Source organism: Streptomyces hyaluromycini (assembly GCF_002217755.1).
Taxonomy (GTDB): domain Bacteria; phylum Actinomycetota; class Actinomycetes; order Streptomycetales; family Streptomycetaceae; genus Streptomyces; species Streptomyces hyaluromycini.
Genome location: NZ_BCFL01000027.1, coordinates 124,750 through 140,219, shown reverse-complemented (window position 1 = coordinate 140,219; position 15,470 = coordinate 124,750). Strand labels below are relative to the sequence as shown.

12 protein-coding genes are annotated in these 15,470 nt (G+C 70.0%); 7 read left to right on the top strand and 5 right to left on the bottom strand.

Annotation, left to right across the window (positions count from 1 at the left end; all coding sequences use genetic code 11):
• Window positions 1–124: 124 nt before the first annotated feature.
• Genes desA through SSP29_RS36370 form a run of 4 tightly spaced genes read left to right on the top strand, consistent with a single transcriptional unit; the run spans window position 125 to window position 5,142 of the window.
• Complete coding sequence (gene desA, locus SSP29_RS36385; protein WP_089105185.1) at window positions 125–1,567, top strand: lysine decarboxylase DesA; 1,443 nt, start codon at window positions 125–127, stop codon at window positions 1,565–1,567.
• Window positions 1,551–2,834 (top strand): lysine N(6)-hydroxylase/L-ornithine N(5)-oxygenase family protein, encoded by a 1,284-nt coding sequence (locus SSP29_RS36380; RefSeq protein ID WP_089105184.1) that lies wholly within the window; start codon window positions 1,551–1,553, stop codon window positions 2,832–2,834. Before desA ends, SSP29_RS36380 begins: the two co-directional genes overlap by 17 nt.
• A complete protein-coding gene (locus tag SSP29_RS36375) occupies window positions 2,831–3,376 on the top strand; it encodes a GNAT family N-acetyltransferase (RefSeq protein WP_089105183.1) in 546 nt (181 codons plus the stop codon). Before SSP29_RS36380 ends, SSP29_RS36375 begins: the two co-directional genes overlap by 4 nt.
• Entirely contained in the window at window positions 3,373–5,142 is a 1,770-nt protein-coding gene (locus SSP29_RS36370; protein WP_089105182.1) for an IucA/IucC family protein, read from the top strand. The genes SSP29_RS36375 and SSP29_RS36370 overlap by 4 nt, the downstream gene beginning before the upstream one ends.
• Window positions 5,143–5,223: 81 nt before the next feature.
• Here the strand turns inward: SSP29_RS36370 and SSP29_RS36365 are convergent, their stop codons facing one another.
• Entirely contained in the window at window positions 5,224–6,795 is a 1,572-nt protein-coding gene (locus SSP29_RS36365) for a beta-N-acetylhexosaminidase (protein ID WP_089105181.1), read from the bottom strand.
• A gap of 149 nt (window positions 6,796–6,944) precedes the next feature.
• Between SSP29_RS36365 and SSP29_RS36360 the strand changes: the two genes are divergently transcribed.
• Entirely contained in the window at window positions 6,945–7,823 is an 879-nt protein-coding gene (locus SSP29_RS36360; RefSeq protein ID WP_089105180.1) for a DUF4429 domain-containing protein, read from the top strand.
• 92 nt (window positions 7,824–7,915) lie between these two features.
• Here the strand turns inward: SSP29_RS36360 and SSP29_RS36355 are convergent, their stop codons facing one another.
• Window positions 7,916–9,478 carry a purple acid phosphatase family protein gene (locus SSP29_RS36355; protein ID WP_089105179.1) on the bottom strand — a complete coding sequence of 521 codons (1,563 nt, stop codon included), beginning with the start codon at window positions 9,476–9,478 and terminating at the stop codon, window positions 7,916–7,918.
• Window positions 9,479–9,643: 165 nt separating this feature from the next.
• On the opposite strand from SSP29_RS36355, the gene SSP29_RS36350 reads away from it, so the two are divergent.
• Together SSP29_RS36350 and glmS are read left to right on the top strand one after the other, a co-directional pair.
• Window positions 9,644–9,901, top strand: a complete 258-nt coding sequence (locus SSP29_RS36350; protein WP_089105178.1) for a hypothetical protein — start codon at window positions 9,644–9,646, stop codon at window positions 9,899–9,901.
• A gap of 20 nt (window positions 9,902–9,921) precedes the next feature.
• On the top strand, window positions 9,922–11,739 hold the full coding sequence (gene glmS, locus SSP29_RS36345; RefSeq protein WP_089105177.1) for a glutamine--fructose-6-phosphate transaminase (isomerizing): 1,818 nt from the start codon (window positions 9,922–9,924) through the stop codon (window positions 11,737–11,739).
• A gap of 51 nt (window positions 11,740–11,790) precedes the next feature.
• Here the strand turns inward: glmS and SSP29_RS36340 are convergent, their stop codons facing one another.
• The 3 genes from SSP29_RS36340 to grpE all read right to left on the bottom strand — a co-directional run bounded on the left by SSP29_RS36340 (window position 11,791) and on the right by grpE (window position 15,456).
• The gene (locus SSP29_RS36340) at window positions 11,791–12,861 is read right to left on the bottom strand and encodes a 5'-methylthioadenosine/S-adenosylhomocysteine nucleosidase family protein (protein WP_089105176.1); all 1,071 of its coding nucleotides are present in this window, start codon (window positions 12,859–12,861) and stop codon (window positions 11,791–11,793) included.
• A 79-nt stretch (window positions 12,862–12,940) separates the two neighbouring features.
• Window positions 12,941–14,848, bottom strand: coding sequence for a dynamin family protein (locus SSP29_RS36335; protein ID WP_089105175.1), 1,908 nt, complete (start codon window positions 14,846–14,848; stop codon window positions 12,941–12,943).
• Window positions 14,845–15,456: a nucleotide exchange factor GrpE gene (gene grpE, locus SSP29_RS36330; protein ID WP_145968988.1), complete on the bottom strand. Its 612-nt coding sequence runs from the start codon at window positions 15,454–15,456 to the stop codon at window positions 14,845–14,847. The genes SSP29_RS36335 and grpE overlap by 4 nt, the downstream gene beginning before the upstream one ends.
• Window positions 15,457–15,470: the final 14 nt, after the last annotated feature.

The window sequence follows — 15,470 nt, the reverse complement described above, 5'->3', positions numbered from 1 at the left end:
CGGCCGCCGACGTGACGGCTGTCACGGGAGGGGCAGCGCTTCGCTCGCGTTACTTAGGTTAGGCTAACCTAAGTGGAGCCGATCGCTCCCCTCCCCCGCACGGATCGTCCCGGAGGACCCCCTCATGCGCTCGCACCTGCTCAATGACCTCACCGCGGAGCAGTACCGCCGCTCCGTGACCGAAGGAGTAGAGCGGGTGGCGGCCAAACTCGCCACCACCGACCGTCCGTTCACCGGTGTCACCGTCGACGCCCTCTCCCCCCTCATCGACGGCATCGACCTCGACCGGCCGCTGCACGACACCACCGCGGCCCTGGACGAGCTGGAGGACGTCTACCTCCGGGACGCCGTCTACTTCCACCACCCCCGCTACCTCGCCCACCTCAACTGCCCTGTGGTCATCCCGGCGGTGCTCGGCGAGGCGGTGCTCTCCGCCGTCAACTCCTCCCTGGACACCTGGGACCAGTCGGCCGGCGGCACCCTCATCGAGCGGAAACTGATCGACTGGACGGCCGAGCGGGTCGGCCTCGGCCCGGCCGCCGACGGCGTGTTCACCTCCGGCGGCACCCAGTCCAACCTCCAGGCGCTGCTGCTGGCGCGGGAGGAGTCGAAGAGCGACAGCCTCGACAGACTGCGGATCTTCGCCTCCGAGGTCAGCCACTTCAGCGTGAAGAAGTCGGCGAAACTGCTCGGCCTGGGCCAGGACGCGGTGGTCTCCGTGCCCGTCGGCGCCGACAAGCGGATGCAGACCGTCGCCCTCGCCCGCGAGCTGGAGCGCTGCAAGCAGGACGGCCTGGTGCCCATGGCGGTCGTCGCCACCGCCGGCACCACCGACTTCGGCTCCATCGACCCGCTGCCCGAGATCGCCGAACTGTGCGAGCAGTACGGCGTGTGGATGCACGTCGACGCGGCCTACGGCTGCGGCCTGCTCGCCTCCCTGAAGAACCGGGACCGGATCGCCGGCATCGAACGCGCCGACTCGGTCACCGTCGACTACCACAAGTCCTTCTTCCAGCCGGTGAGTTCGTCCGCCGTGCTGGTCCGGGACGCCTCGACCCTGTGCCATGTCACCTACCACGCGGACTACCTCAACCCCCGCCGCATGGTCACCGAACGCATCCCCAACCAGGTCGACAAGTCCCTCCAGACCACCCGCCGCTTCGACGCCCTCAAGCTGTGGCTGACCCTGCGCACCATGGGCGCCGACGGCATCGGCGAACTCTTCGACGAGGTCTGCGAGCTGGCGGAGGAGGGCTGGAGGCTGCTGGCGGCCGACCCGCGCTACGACGTCGTCGTCGAGCCGTCGCTCTCCACTCTCGTCTTCCGTTACATCCCGGCGGCCGTCACCGACCCGGCCGAGATCGACCGCGCCAACCTGTACGCCCGCAAGGCCCTGTTCGCCTCCGGCGACGCCGTGGTCGCGGGCACCAAGGTCGGCGGCCGCCACTACCTCAAGTTCACCCTGCTCAACCCCGAGACCACGACGGCCGACATCACCGCCGTCCTCGACCTGATCGCCGGCCACGCCGAGCAGTACCTGGGAGAGTCCCTTGACCGCGCGTCCTGACAACCCGACCACAACCTATGACTTCGTGGGGATCGGGCTCGGGCCCTTCAACCTCGGCCTCGCCTGCCTCACCGAGCCGATCGCCGAACTGGACGGCGTCTTCCTGGACTCGAAGCCCGACTTCGAGTGGCACGCCGGCATGTTCCTGGACGGCGCCCACCTCCAGACCCCGTTCATGTCGGACCTGGTCACCCTCGCCGACCCCACCTCGCCGTACTCCTTCCTCAACTACCTGAAGGAGAAGGGCCGGCTGTACTCGTTCTACATCCGCGAGAACTTCTACCCGCTGCGCGTCGAGTACGACGACTACTGCCGCTGGGCGGCGCACCGGCTGACCAACGTCCGCTTCGGCACGACGGTGACGGAGGTCCGGTACGACGACACGGACGAGGTCTACGTCGTCACGACGGCCGCCGGCGAGACGTACCGCGCCCGTCGCCTGGTCCTGGGCACCGGCACCCCGCCCCACATCCCCGAGGCCTGCCGGGAATTGGGCGGCGACTTCATCCACAACTCGCGCTACCTGCGGCACAAGCAGGAACTCCAGTCCAAGGAGTCGATCACGCTGGTCGGCAGCGGCCAGTCCGCCGCCGAGATCTACCACGACCTGCTCAGCGAGATCGACGTCCACGGCTACCGCCTGAACTGGGTGACCCGCTCCCCGCGTTTCTTCCCGCTCGAATACACCAAGCTCACGCTGGAGATGACCAGCCCCGAGTACATCGACTACTACCACGCCCTGCCCGAGGCGACCCGCTACCGGCTCACCGCCGAGCAGAAGGGCCTCTTCAAGGGCATCGACGGCGACCTGATCAACGAGATCTTCGACCTGCTCTACCAGAAGAACCTCGGCGGCCCGGTGCCGACCAGACTGCTGACCAACTCCTCCTTGAACGCGGCCGCCTACGACAACGGCACCTACACCCTCTCCCTCCGCCAGGAGGAGCAGGGGAAGGAGTACGAGATCGAGACCCAGGGCCTGGTCCTGGCCACCGGCTACAGGTACACCGAGCCCGAGTTCCTGAAGCCCGTCCGCGACCGGCTGCGCTACGACACGCACGGCAACTTCGACGTGGCCCGCAACTACGCCGTCGACATCACCGGCCGGGGCGTCTTCCTGCAGAACGCCGGCGTCCACACCCACAGCATCACCAGCCCCGACCTGGGCATGGGCCCCTACCGGAACGCGTACATCATCCGCGAGCTGCTCGGCTCCGAGTACTACCCGGTGGAGAAGACGATCGCCTTCCAGGAGTTCGCCGTATGACCACGATGACGATGGCCTTCACCTTCCGTCCCCTCGCCCCCCTCACGGACGCCGAGTTGCTGCACCGCTGGGTCACCCACCCCAAGGCGGCCTACTGGATGATGCAGGACGCCCGGCTGGAGGACGTCGAGCGGGCGTACATGGAGATCGCGGCCGACGAGCACCACCACGCCCTGCTGGGCCTCGGCGAGGACGGCGAGCCGGCCTTCCTCATGGAGTACTACGACCCGGCCCACCGCGAGCTGGTCGGGCTGTACGAGCCCGAGCCGGGGGATGTCGGGATGCACTTCCTGACCCCGGCCACCGAGACGCCCGTGCACGGGTTCACCAAGGCCGTCATCACAGCCGTGGTGGCGCATCTCTTCGAGGACCCGGCGGTCCGCCGGATCGTCGTCGAGCCGGACGTCGGCAACACGGCCGTGCACGCACTCAACGAGGCCGTCGGGTTCGTGCCCGTACGGGAGATCCAGAAGCCGGAGAAGAAGGCGTTGCTGAGCTACTGCACCCGGGAGCGGTTCGAGAAGGCGGTGGCCGCCGTATGACCCTCGCCGACTCCGTGGCCCACCTCTCCCCCGAGCGCTGGGAGAAGGCCAACCGGCTGCTCATACGCAAGGCCCTCGCGGAGTTCGCCCACGAGCGCCTGATCACCCCGGAGGCGGACGGGCCGTCGTACGTCGTCCGCAGCGACGACGGGCTCACCCGCTACCGCTTCACCGCCGTCCGCCGCGCCCTCGACCACTGGCAGGTGGACGCCGACTCGATCACCCGTACCCGGGACGGCGCCGAACTCCCTCTCGCCGCCCTGGACTTCTTCATCGAGCTGAAGGACGCCCTGGGGCTCGGCGACGAGGTCCTGCCGGTCTACCTGGAGGAGATCTCCTCCACCCTCTCCGGCACCTGCTACAAGCTCACCAAGCCGCAGGTCCCGGTCGCCGAGCTCGCCAGGAGCGGTTTCCAGGCGATCGAGACCGGGATGACCGAGGGCCACCCCTGCTTCGTCGCCAACAACGGGCGGCTCGGTTTCGGCGTCCACGAGTACCTGTCGTACGCCCCGGAGACCGCGAACCCGGTCCGGCTGGTGTGGCTGGCGGCGCACAGGTCGCGGGCCGCGTTCACGGCGGGGGTCGGGATCGAGTACGAGACCTTCGTGCGGGACGAGTTGGGCGCGGCGGCCGTCGAGCGCTTCGACGGCGTGCTGCGCGACCGGAGCCTGGACCCCGCCGACTACCTGCTCATCCCGATCCACCCCTGGCAGTGGTGGAACAAGCTCACCGTCACCTTCGCCGCCGAGGTCGCCCGCGGGTACCTCGTCTGCCTGGGCGAGGGCGACGACGAGTACCTGGCCCAGCAGTCCATCCGGACCTTCTTCAACAGCTCCAGCCCCGAGAAGCACTACGTCAAGACCGCTCTCTCGGTCCTCAACATGGGCTTCATGCGCGGCCTTTCCGCCGCCTACATGGAGGCCACCCCGGCCATCAACGACTGGCTGGCCCAGCTCATCGACAACGACCCGGTGCTCAAGTCCACCGGCCTGTCGATCATCCGGGAGCGGGCGGCCGTCGGCTACCGGCACCTGGAGTACGAGAAGGCGACCGACCGCTACTCGCCGTACCGGAAGATGCTGGCCGCGCTGTGGCGGGAGAGCCCGGTGCCGTCCCTCCAGGAGGGCGAGTCGCTCGCGACCATGGCCTCCCTGCTGCACGTGGACCACGAGGGCGCCTCCTTCGCGGCCGCGCTGGTCGAGCAGAGCGGGCTGCCGGCGCGGGAGTGGCTGCGCGCCTACCTGCGGGCCTACTTCACGCCCCTCCTGCACAGCTTCTACGCCTACGACCTGGTCTTCATGCCGCACGGCGAGAACGTCATCCTGGTCCTGGAGGACGGTGTGGTGCGGCGGGCGGTCTACAAGGACATCGCCGAGGAGATCGCGGTCATGGACCCGGACGCGGTGCTGCCGCCGACGGTGGAGCGGCTGCGCGTCGAGGTCCCCGAGGACAAGAAGCTGCTCTCCATCTTCACGGACGTCTTCGACTGCTTCTTCCGCTTCCTCGCCGCGAACCTCGCGACCGAGGGGGTCCTGACGGAGGACGACTTCTGGCGGACGGTCGCCGAGGTCACCCGTGAGTACCAGGAGTCGGCGCCCGAACTCGCGGAGAAGTTCGCGCGGTACGACATGTTCGCGCCCGAGTTCGCACTGTCCTGCCTCAACCGGCTCCAGCTGCGCGACAACCGGCAGATGGTGGACCTGGCGGACCCGTCGGGCGCCCTCCAGCTGGTCGGAACCCTGGAAAATCCCGTCGCGGGGTTCTGATCCGGGCGGACGGGCTCCCCCGAGTACGGTCCTCGGGGGAGCCCGTCGGTCGTTTCACCCTAGATTCACCCTGGTTTCACCCTAGTGCGCGGGCCAGGGCACCTGCGGCGAGCGGTAGTAGGCGATGCCGAGGGCGTCCCAGCGCGGGGCCTGGGCGGCGAGCCGCACCTTGTAGGCGTCCCAGGAGTGGGTGGCGGCCGGGGACCAGCCGAGCTCGGCCACGCCCGGCAGCCGCGGGAAGGCCATGTAGTCGATGTCGGCGTTCGTCACGATGGTCTCCGTCCACAGCGGTGCCTCGACGCCCCTGACCGCCGAACCGGGCACACCGGCGAGGTAGTTGCCCGGGTCCCAGTCGTAGGACCGCTTCACCTCCACCAGGCCCGCCCAGTCCTGGCCCAGCGGGGTGTCCTCGGTGTACTTCATGTCCAGGTACACCCGGTCGGCGGGCGAGAGGATCAGCCCGGTGCCGTTCCGGGCGGCCTTGACCACCTGGGCCTTCTCGTCGGCGCTCGTGTCGTCCAGGCCCCAGTACTGGGCGAGGGCCCCGGGCGCCGGGTGGGCGCCGGTCAGCTGGTGCCAGCCGATCACCGTCTTGCCGTACTTCGCGACGATCGGCTGCACCCGGTCCATGAACGTGACGTAGTCCTCGTGGCTGGTGGAGTGCGCCTCGTCGCCGCCGATGTGGAGGTAGCGGCCGGGGGTGAGGGCGGCCAGTTCGCGGATGACGTCGTCGGCGAAGTCGTACGTCACCTGCTTGCCGGCGCACAGTGAGCTGAAGCCGACCTCCGTGCCCGTGTACAGCGGCGGTGCGGTGCCGTCGCAGTTGAGGTCGGCGTAGGAGGCGAGGGCGGCGTTGGTGTGGCCCGGCATGTCGATCTCGGGGACGACTTCCAGGTAGCGGGAGGCCGCGTACCGGACGATCTCCTCGTACTGGGCCTTGGTGTAGTGACCGCCCCGGCCGCCGCCGACCTGGGTCGAGCCGCCGTAGGCCGCAAGGCGCGGCCAGGAGTCGATCGCGATGCGCCAGCCCTGGTCGTCGCTGAGGTGCAGATGCAGCTCGTTGATCTTGTAGAGGGCCAGCTGGTCGATGTAGCGCTTGACCTGGGCCACGGTGAAGAAGTGCCGGGAAACGTCGAGCATCGCGCCGCGGTAGGCGTAGCGGGGGCGGTCGGTGACGGTGCCGCCGGCGACCAGCCAGGGGCCGGGCTGCACGGTGTCCTTCTCGACGGCCGCGGGGAGCAGCTGGCGCAGGGTCTGGACGCCGTGGAAGAGGCCGGCGGGCTCGGCGGCGGTGACGGTGACGCCGTCGCGGCCGCTGTCGAGCCGGTAGCCCTCGGCGCCGAACGGGCCGGGGGCCAGGCGCAGCCGGATGCCCGCCGTGCCGTGGGTGGTCAGGGGCAGCGGGTAGCCGGTCGACGGGCGCAGCAGGTCCGCGAGGTACTCGGCGACCCGGCGGGCCTCCCCGGAGCCGTCGACGCGGATGGCGGTGTCCCGGGTGATGCGGTACGGCGCTCCGCCGGGCGTGACCGAGGCGGGCGCCGGGACGACCCGGCCGAGCGGCACCGGCGCGGGCGCGGATGCCGTCGGGGTGGCGCCGACCGTGAAGGCACCGGCGGCCGCGACGAGCAGCAGGGATCCGAGGACGCGGGCCATGCGGGGAGTTCGGGAAGTCCGGAGAGTTCGGGGAGTTCGGGGAGTCGTTCTGTGGTGCGTTCGCACATGCGCTCCCTTCAGCGGGGGGTGAGACCGAACCAGGATTGGTCGAGACCACTCTCCCGCACTTCCGGTGGAACAATCCCCGCATGGCGGAAATCATCCAGAAGGACGGCATCTGGGTCTTCGACGGAGACGCCCTGCGGCTGATTCCCGGGCGGGACCGGAACGTGAGTGTGCTGCGCCGGGCGCTGGGTGAACTGGAGCTTCCGCTGGGCGCGTTGGCGGGCATCTCGTTCGAGCAGGGCCGCAGGCAGGGGCGGCTGAGGCTGCGGCTGCGGGACGGCGCCGATCCGCTGCTGCACGCCACCGGGGGCCGCCTGGCCGAACCCCACGACCCCTATCGGCTGACCGTCGAGTCGGACCGGTACGGGGTCGCCGAGTACTTCACGGACGAGGTGCGCGACGCGCTGCTGCTCGCGCAGGTGCCGGGCACGCCGGTGGGCGAGTACCTGCTGCCGGGGCCGCCGCTGCCGCTGTCGGTCTCCGCCGGGGACGGCACGGCGTCGTTCGACGGGGAGCGGGTGCGCCTGGAGTGGAACTGGAAGACGGAGGACGTCAAGGCCGCCGCGGGTCCGCGCACGCTGGCCCTGGCGGACATCCTCGGCGTGGAGTGGCAGCCGTCCGCCGGTCTGGAGAACGGCCATCTGCGGTTCCGGGTGGCCGGCGCGCCGGCCCGGGAGCGGGCCAAGTACGACCCGAACGCGGTGGAGTTGTGGGGGTTCAAGCGGGATCCGCTGATGGCGCTGGTCGCGGCGGCGGTCCAGGCACGGCTGCCGCATCCGTCGGCGGCCGGCGTACCGGAGGTGTCCCGGGCGCCGGGGGTGTCCCGGGCGCCGGAGGCGGCCGAGGCGGATCACGACGCGTTGCTGCGCAGGCTGCGCGAGCTGGGTGAGCTGCACCGCGAGGGGGTGCTCACGGACGAGGAGTTCACGATGGCCAAACAGGCGGTCCTCAAACGCATGTGAGGACCGCCTGCGGGTGCCTTGCTGCCTTGCGCCCTGCCTTCGGGGCGTACGGCCTTACGGACCTGCCGGGCCCTGCGTGGGCCCGCCGGGCCTTACTTGGCCTTGCGGGCCACCGTGAAGTGGTCGATGCGGTCGCCGGTCTCGGCGATGCCCGACACCTTCAGCTTGGCGTACTGGCCGCGCGGGGCGGGCTCGACGTCCACGCGCAGGAAGGAGTAGTTGAGGTAGCGCACCCGGGACCAGGCGACGGTCTCGTTGACCTTGCCGTCCTTGGTGTTGATGAAGGAGGCGACGGAGTCGACCTCGTTCAGGTGGCCCTCGTAGGAGTCCGGGGCGGTGAACGCGTAGAGGCTGCGGCCGGCCGCGCCCGCGGTGACGTAGACGACACCCTCGGTCTCGGAGTAGGCCGTCTCGCCGATCGGGAGCTTCTTGACGACCGTGTTGCCCTTGATGACGTCGGTGCGCTCGTACTGGTGGTTGTGGCCGTTGATGACCAGGTCCACCGTGTACTTCTCGAACAGCGGCACCCACTCCTGTCGCACGCCCCCCTCCGAGGCGTGCGCCGTGGAGGTGCAGTAGGCGCAGTGGTGGAAGAACACGACGATGAAGTCGATGTCCTTCGCGGCGCGGAACTTCTTCAGCTGCGCCTCGAACCACGTGGTCTGGGTGCCGCCCGAGATGCCGAGGTTGGCCGGGATCTCGAAGGAGACGTCGTTCGGGTCGAGCGAGATGATCGCCGTGTTGCCGTGGACGAAGGAGTAGACGCCCGGCAGGTTCTTCTTGTCCGGCCCGTTGTCGGGCAGGGAGAAGCGGGCCTCCTCGCCGCCGTAGCCGTTGGGCGAGTACCAGGCCTCCATGTCGTGGTTGCCGTACGACACCATCCACGGCACGGACTTGGCGACGGTCTCGGTCTGGGCGAGGAACTGGTCCCAGGTGCGCGAGTCGAAGGTGTCGGCGGTCTTGCCGGCGCCGGACGGGTCGGCGTAGGCGATGTCACCGGCGTGCAGGTGGAAGCTGGGGTTCTGGCCGAGGATCAGAGCGTCGTTGGCCAGGCCGTGGTAGCTGACGCCCTGGTCGCCGAAGGCCGTGAAGGTGAACGGCTCCTTGTGCGCGGGCGCGGTGGTGAAGGTGCCGATGGTGCTCGCGAACTTCGGCGCGGCCGGGTCGAAGCCGTCGTGACCGACGCCGTAGAAGTAGGTGCGGCCCGGCTTGAGGTTGGCCAGCTTGGCGTGCACGTAGTACTGGGTGTGGTCGCCGCTGGCGCCGATGCCGGCCGGGGTGTAGAGGGCGCGTATCTCGGCGTCGATCTTGACCGAGAGGTGCGAGGCGTGGGTGCCGATGCGGACGAAGGGCTTCTTCACCGCGACCGGGACCTGCCAGGAGATCGTCATCTCCGTGCTGGCGTCGTTGCCGAAGGCCAGGTGGCGGCCGAACGGGGCGACGAAGGCGCCGTCGACGTACTGGGTGGCGGGAGCGGAGGACTGGGTGGGGACGGCCGCCTGGGCGGTGCCGCCCATGACGAGGGTGCCGCCCGTGACGGCGCCGAGGGTCACGGCGCCGCCTCTGATCATGGAGCGCCGGGAGAACTTGGCGCGGAGGTACTCGTGCTGCTCGGCCATGCTCATGCGCTCGGCGAGCTCATCGGGTACGCCCATACGAGGAATGTCCATGGCGTCTGAAAATCGTCTCCACAAGCGACGTGGCGCAAGACACAGGATGGACAGCTTACGAACAGAGCCCCATAAGCGATTGAACAGTCTGCTGCCCGGAATCGGGCAGGATTCTTGCGAAACCGGCCTTCGTACTTCAGGATCATCCGGGTGCACGATGAACTCGTCGATCACCTGACGCGATCCACGCCCCTCAGCCGGGGCGAGGCGCTGCGGGTGATCCAGGACGTGCTCGCCTACTTCGACGAGACGGCCGGGGACTACGTCCGGCGCCGCCACCGCGAACTCCAGGCGGAAGGCCTGGTGAACGCGGAGATCTTCGAACGGATCGCGGCGGATCTGAAGTACAGGGCGGTCGCCCCGCCGGAGCTCACCCTCCGGCAGCTGCGCCGCATGGTCTACGGCTGAGGGATACGGAACACCTATATATGTGCGGAATTGTCGGATACATCGGTAGGCGCGACGTCGCCCCCCTTCTCCTCGAAGGTCTGCAGCGGCTGGAATACCGCGGTTACGACTCGGCGGGCATCGTCGTCTCGGCCCCGAAGACGGCCGGCCTGAAGATGGTGAAGGCCAAGGGCCGGGTCCGCGACCTGGAGGCCAAGGTCCCGGCGCGCTTCAAGGGCACCACCGGCATCGCCCACACCCGCTGGGCCACCCACGGCGCCCCCTCCGACGTGAACGCCCACCCGCACATGTCGGCCGACCAGAAGGTCGCCGTCGTGCACAACGGCATCATCGACAACGCCTCCGAACTGCGCCGCAAGCTGGAGGCGGACGGCGTCGTCTTCCTCTCGGAGACCGACACCGAGGTCCTCACCCACCTGATCGCCCGCTCCCAGGCGGAGACCCTGGAGGAGAAGGTCCGTCAGGCGCTGCGCCTGATCGAGGGCACCTACGGCATCGCGGTGATGCACGCCGACTTCCCCGAGCGGATCGTGGTGGCCCGCAACGGCTCCCCGGTGGTCCTCGGCATCGGCGACAAGGAGATGTTCGTCGCCTCGGACATCGCGGCCCTGGTCACCCACACCCGCCAGATAGTGACCCTCGACGACGGCGAGATGGCCACCCTCAAGGCCGACGACTTCCGCACCTACACCACCGAGGGCACCCGCACGACGGCCGAGCCGACCACCGTGGAGTGGGAGGCCGAGTCGTACGACATGGGCGGCCACGACACGTACATGCACAAGGAGATCTTCGAGCAGCCCGACGCGGTCGACCGCGTGCTGCGCGGCCGGATCGACGACCGCTTCTCCACCGTGCACCTGGGCGGCCTCAACCTGGACGCCCGCGACGCGCGTGCCGTGCGCCGGGTGAAGATCCTCGGCTGCGGCACCTCGTACCACGCCGGCATGATCGGCGCCCAGATGATCGAGGAGCTGGCCCGCATCCCCGCGGACGCCGAGCCGGCCTCCGAGTTCCGCTACCGCAACCCGGTCGTCGACCCCGACACCCTGTACATCGCGGTCTCCCAGTCCGGTGAGACGTACGACGTCCTCGCCGCCGTCCAGGAGCTGAAGCGCAAGGGCGCGCGGGTGCTGGGCGTGGTGAACGTGGTGGGCTCGGCGATCGCGCGGGAGGCGGACGGCGGCACGTACGTGCACGCGGGTCCGGAGGTCTGCGTGGTCTCGACGAAGTGCTTCACGAACACGACGGTCGCCTTCGCCCTCCTCGCCCTGCACCTGGGCCGCATCCGCGACCTCTCGGTCCGCGACGGCAAGCGGATCATCGACGGTCTGCGCAAGCTGCCGGCCCAGATCTCGGAGATCCTCGCGCAGGAGGCGGAGATCGAGAAGATGGCCGCGGAGTACGCCGAGGCCCGCTCGATGCTCTTCATCGGCCGCGTGCGGGGCTACCCGGTGGCCCGTGAGGCCTCCCTGAAGCTCAAGGAGGTCTCCTACATCCACGCGGAGGCCTACCCGGCGTCCGAACTGAAGCACGGCCCGCTGGCGTTGATCGAGCCGGCCCTTCCCACGGTGGCGATCGTCCCCGACGACGACCTCCTGGAGAAGAACCGTGCGGCCCTGGAGGAGATCAAGGCCCGCAGCGGCAAGATCCTGGCGGTGGCCCACCAGCCCCAGGAGAAGGCGGACCGCACGATCGTCGTCCCGAAGAACGAGGACGAACTGGACCCCATCCTGATGGGCATCCCCCTCCAGCTCCTCGCCTACCACACGGCGAAGGCCCTGGGCCGCGACATCGACAAGCCCCGGAACCTGGCGAAGTCGGTGACGGTGGAGTAGGAGTCCCGGGAACGCCGGAACCGAGACTCTCCGCCGGGTCGCCTCCCGGGCTCAGAAGTCACCGGCGCCGTCGTGCGGGTGCTGGTCGTCGTCGGGCTGGTCCACCTCGTACTGGTCGACGTCGTACTGGTCGACGGTGGACCGGTCGGCTTCGTACCCGGTGTCGGGGTGGGCGAGGTGGTCGCTGACCAGGCTCACGGCGGCCTCGGCCAGCGACGCCGACTGCGCGATCTTCAACGCGGCGGAGACGCGAGAGGGCACCCCGGTTCCGGCGGCCTTTCCGTCCCGCCAGGGAAAACCGGTGCTCGACAGCAGGATCACGAGGTATTCCACCGCGTTGCGCACCGCATAGCGGCGCCACGCGTTCCGCTCGCGGACCGCGCCATGTCCCGCGTCCCGCGCCTTCTTGTGCTCGTCGGCATGATCCGAGATCCCCCGGATGACGAGAAGGTCCGCCGACTCGTTGCGGTACGCCGCGAGTGCCGCTCCCCCGGCCTCCATGTCGAGCGCGACGAACTTGCGGTTCGCCTCGCGGATCCATCTCGCGAACGTACCCGCGGCCACCACCACATCGCCGGTGGCCACCGGTCCGACGTGTACGCGCGGCGGCGTCGGCCCCGCGCCGCCGCCCGGCCAGCGGCCTGCCGCGCTCTGCCGCCAGCGGGCGAGCGCGGCCTCGCCGGAGCTCAGCCAGCCGAAGTTGCGCACATGGTCGAGGAGTCGGGCGTTGGCGCGCCAGGACTCGGCGGCCCGCTCGAAGGTGACGCCGGATCCGTCGCCGCCCGGGACGACCTTGGCCTTGCGCAGGTGTTCCTGGATCTGATCGGCCACCGCCACGTCGCCCAGCCGGACGTCACCGTCCAGGCCGGCGCCGGTCCCGATCACCACGACCAGCGACACGCCCAGCCGGTTGATCATCCGGTCCGCGGTCAGGGCGGCCTGAGCCTGGCCCATGTCCGACAGCACGCGGATGACCCCGGTGACGGAGCTCGCCGGCAGGTCGAAGCCGTGGTACTGCTCGCCGTCCACGACCTCGGCCCGGGAAGGCTTCAGCACGTCGCGGACGTACTCGAACTCCTCGCCCAGGGGCACGATCACCCCGACGCGGCGCACTTTCGTCATGGCACGCTCCTGAAAAGATCGTCAGAGGGTACGAACCGGACGGCCGACAGGCCGGCCAGGCCCGGTCCGCCGGCGCGGATCAGCCGAGCCGGCCACGCAGGACGGCCGCCGCCTGCATGACCTCCTCCGCGTCGCGCAGTTCCCCTTCCGCCTCGGCCAGCCGCTCCCGCCGTTCCTGAGGCGTCAGCCCTTCGGTCCGGAGCAGGTCCTCCTGGTCCCGCCGGATCTGCGCCGCCAGCTCGGTGAGCCCCCCGTCGATCAGCTTGACCAGGGTCGCCTTCGTTTCCCCGGCGCTCTTCAGCACAGCGGGGGCCGCGGTGTTCCGGATCTCGTCGCAGACGATCCCGAGCGTGTCGAGTGCGCCCTGCAGGGTGCGTTTCTGCTGCCGGGACTTCCGGTTGAACAGGTGGAACGCCCCGGCGCCGATGAGGAACGGCACCACGATGGGTGCGACCAGGGCGACGGCCGCCGCGTTCGCCAGTGCCGCGGCGCCGAGCGCGGTGACACTGACCGCGACGACCCCGCCGGCCAGGACCCCGCGGAGGTCGTTGGGATCGGTCGGCCCGGTGAGCGCCGCGAAGTCGGCCGGCAGCCGGCTGAACACCGCCTGGGTCTCGGTCAGATGACTCAGCGGGCCGTCGAGTTCGTCGTCGACGAACAACTGGCGTATGCGAGCGATGCCGTTGGTCATCCCGTCCGCGGAGATGCGGCTCAGTTCGGCGAGCACGGAGTCGGGCAGCGTGAGCATCCCCTTGGTCTCCTCGACGATCTCCGCGGTCTTCATGTCCCGCAGTCGGCGCCGGTAGTCGTCGCCGATCTCCTCGGCCCGCTTCCTCGCGTGTCGTGTGACGTCCTCGACGATTTCGCGGTGGATTCCGTCCAGCACGGTCCGCCAGTGCGCTCCGTCGTTCGTCGTCCATTTCGCGACGCGCTCCGCCCGCTCGTCGAGCAGCCGCTGCCCGGCGTCGCTCCCGGCGAGCATCTCGACCCGGTCACGCAGGTGGTTGCGGGACTCCCGGGCCACGGACTCGACCAGACGGAGCAGGTTCCTGCGGTGCACGGTGCGGCCGCGGGCGACCACGTCGTCCAGGATCTCCAGCAGTTCCGGGACACCGGAGTTCTGGTGGAGTCGCGCGCCGGCCGGGTCCGCGGGGTCGGCAGCGGCCCGCAGGGCGTTCAACGCGGAGACGGAGACGGCTTTCGTCCTGCTGAAGTAGGCAGCCAGTTCCCGGGCCTGGTCCGGGTCCTGCAGCAGTTTCTCCCAGGCGTCCGCGGAGCGGAGCCTTTCCACGTCGTCGGCCAGGTGCTTGTCCGGGTCCGCCGCCAGGTCCCGTTGGGACTGCACGACGACGCAGGTGTCGAGGTGTGCGACGGCCTCGGCGAGGAAGGTGCGCTCGGTGGCGCTGATCGGCTCGCCGGGCTTGATCACGAACATCAGGACATCGGCCTCGCCGAGCGCGGCCAGGGTCGCGTAGCGGTGCGACGCCGACAGCCCGCCGACGCCGGGAGTGTCGATGAGTTCGAGGCCACCGGCCAACGCCGGTGCGTCGATCCTGATCTCGACGGACGCGACCCGCGCCTGCGCACCGTGGCGCCGACGTACGAGGCGCTCGCCGACCACCGTCATGTAGGCGTCGATGTCCGGGCCTTCCAGCATGATCTGTTCGAGCCCGGAGTCGGTGGCGACGTGGGCCCTGGCGATCAGGCGGCTGCCGTGGCTGAGGACCGTCCAGGTCGCGGTGAGCGCGGCCGCCGCATCGGGCAGCAGGCGCCGCCCGATCAGGGCGTTGATGAGGGTGGACTTCCCCCGGGACACCTCGCCGACCACGACGGCCCGGACCGCCGGAGTCTCCCGGCGGCGGACCAGCCTGTCGAGGGCGTCCAGGGTGGGCGGCGCGGTGAGGCCGTCGGCGAGCGAACGGACGCGCCCCACCAGATAGGTGATCTTCTCGTCGATCGGGTCGGGGCCGGTCGCGGTCGTGCTCATGACTCCTCCGGGGGTTCGAAGACGACGACGTACGCGGCACGCAGCAGCCGTCCCGACGCGGACGCACCGGGAGAGCGGACCTCGGCCACGGTGTCCCAGCGGCTGCTGTCGTCCGTGGCCCGGCTCCCCACCCACTCGTGCTTGAGCGGCTCGAACGCGTCGCCGGGCAGGGGACGTATCGCGACCACACCGGGGAGCAGCACGACGGCCTCGGCCAGTCGACGGCTCAGCTCCGGGTTGGTGACGAGATCGGCCACGTCCAGTACTTCGGCGGCGGTGCGCAGGGCATCTCCGGGAGCCGACCGACCAGCCGGGGCGTCCGACCCGGCCGGCCGGTCGGCGCTCTCCGACCGCTCGGCGCCTTCCAGCCGCTCGGCGCTCTCCGGACGTCGCGGCTCCGGTGACACCCTGCTGTCCGGAGGCGGAGGCGGAGGCGGAGGCGGGGGCGGAGACACCGGGGGTTCGGGTGTCACGGCGCTCTCCGCCGTGGGCGGTTCACCGGCTGCCGGGGCGAGGCCGTCCCGAACCGGCGCCCGAGGTCCCCGGGCCAGGTATCCGGCCCAGAAGCCCACCAGGGCGCCGCCGACGCACAACACGATGTCGAACATGGTGTCGTTCCTCA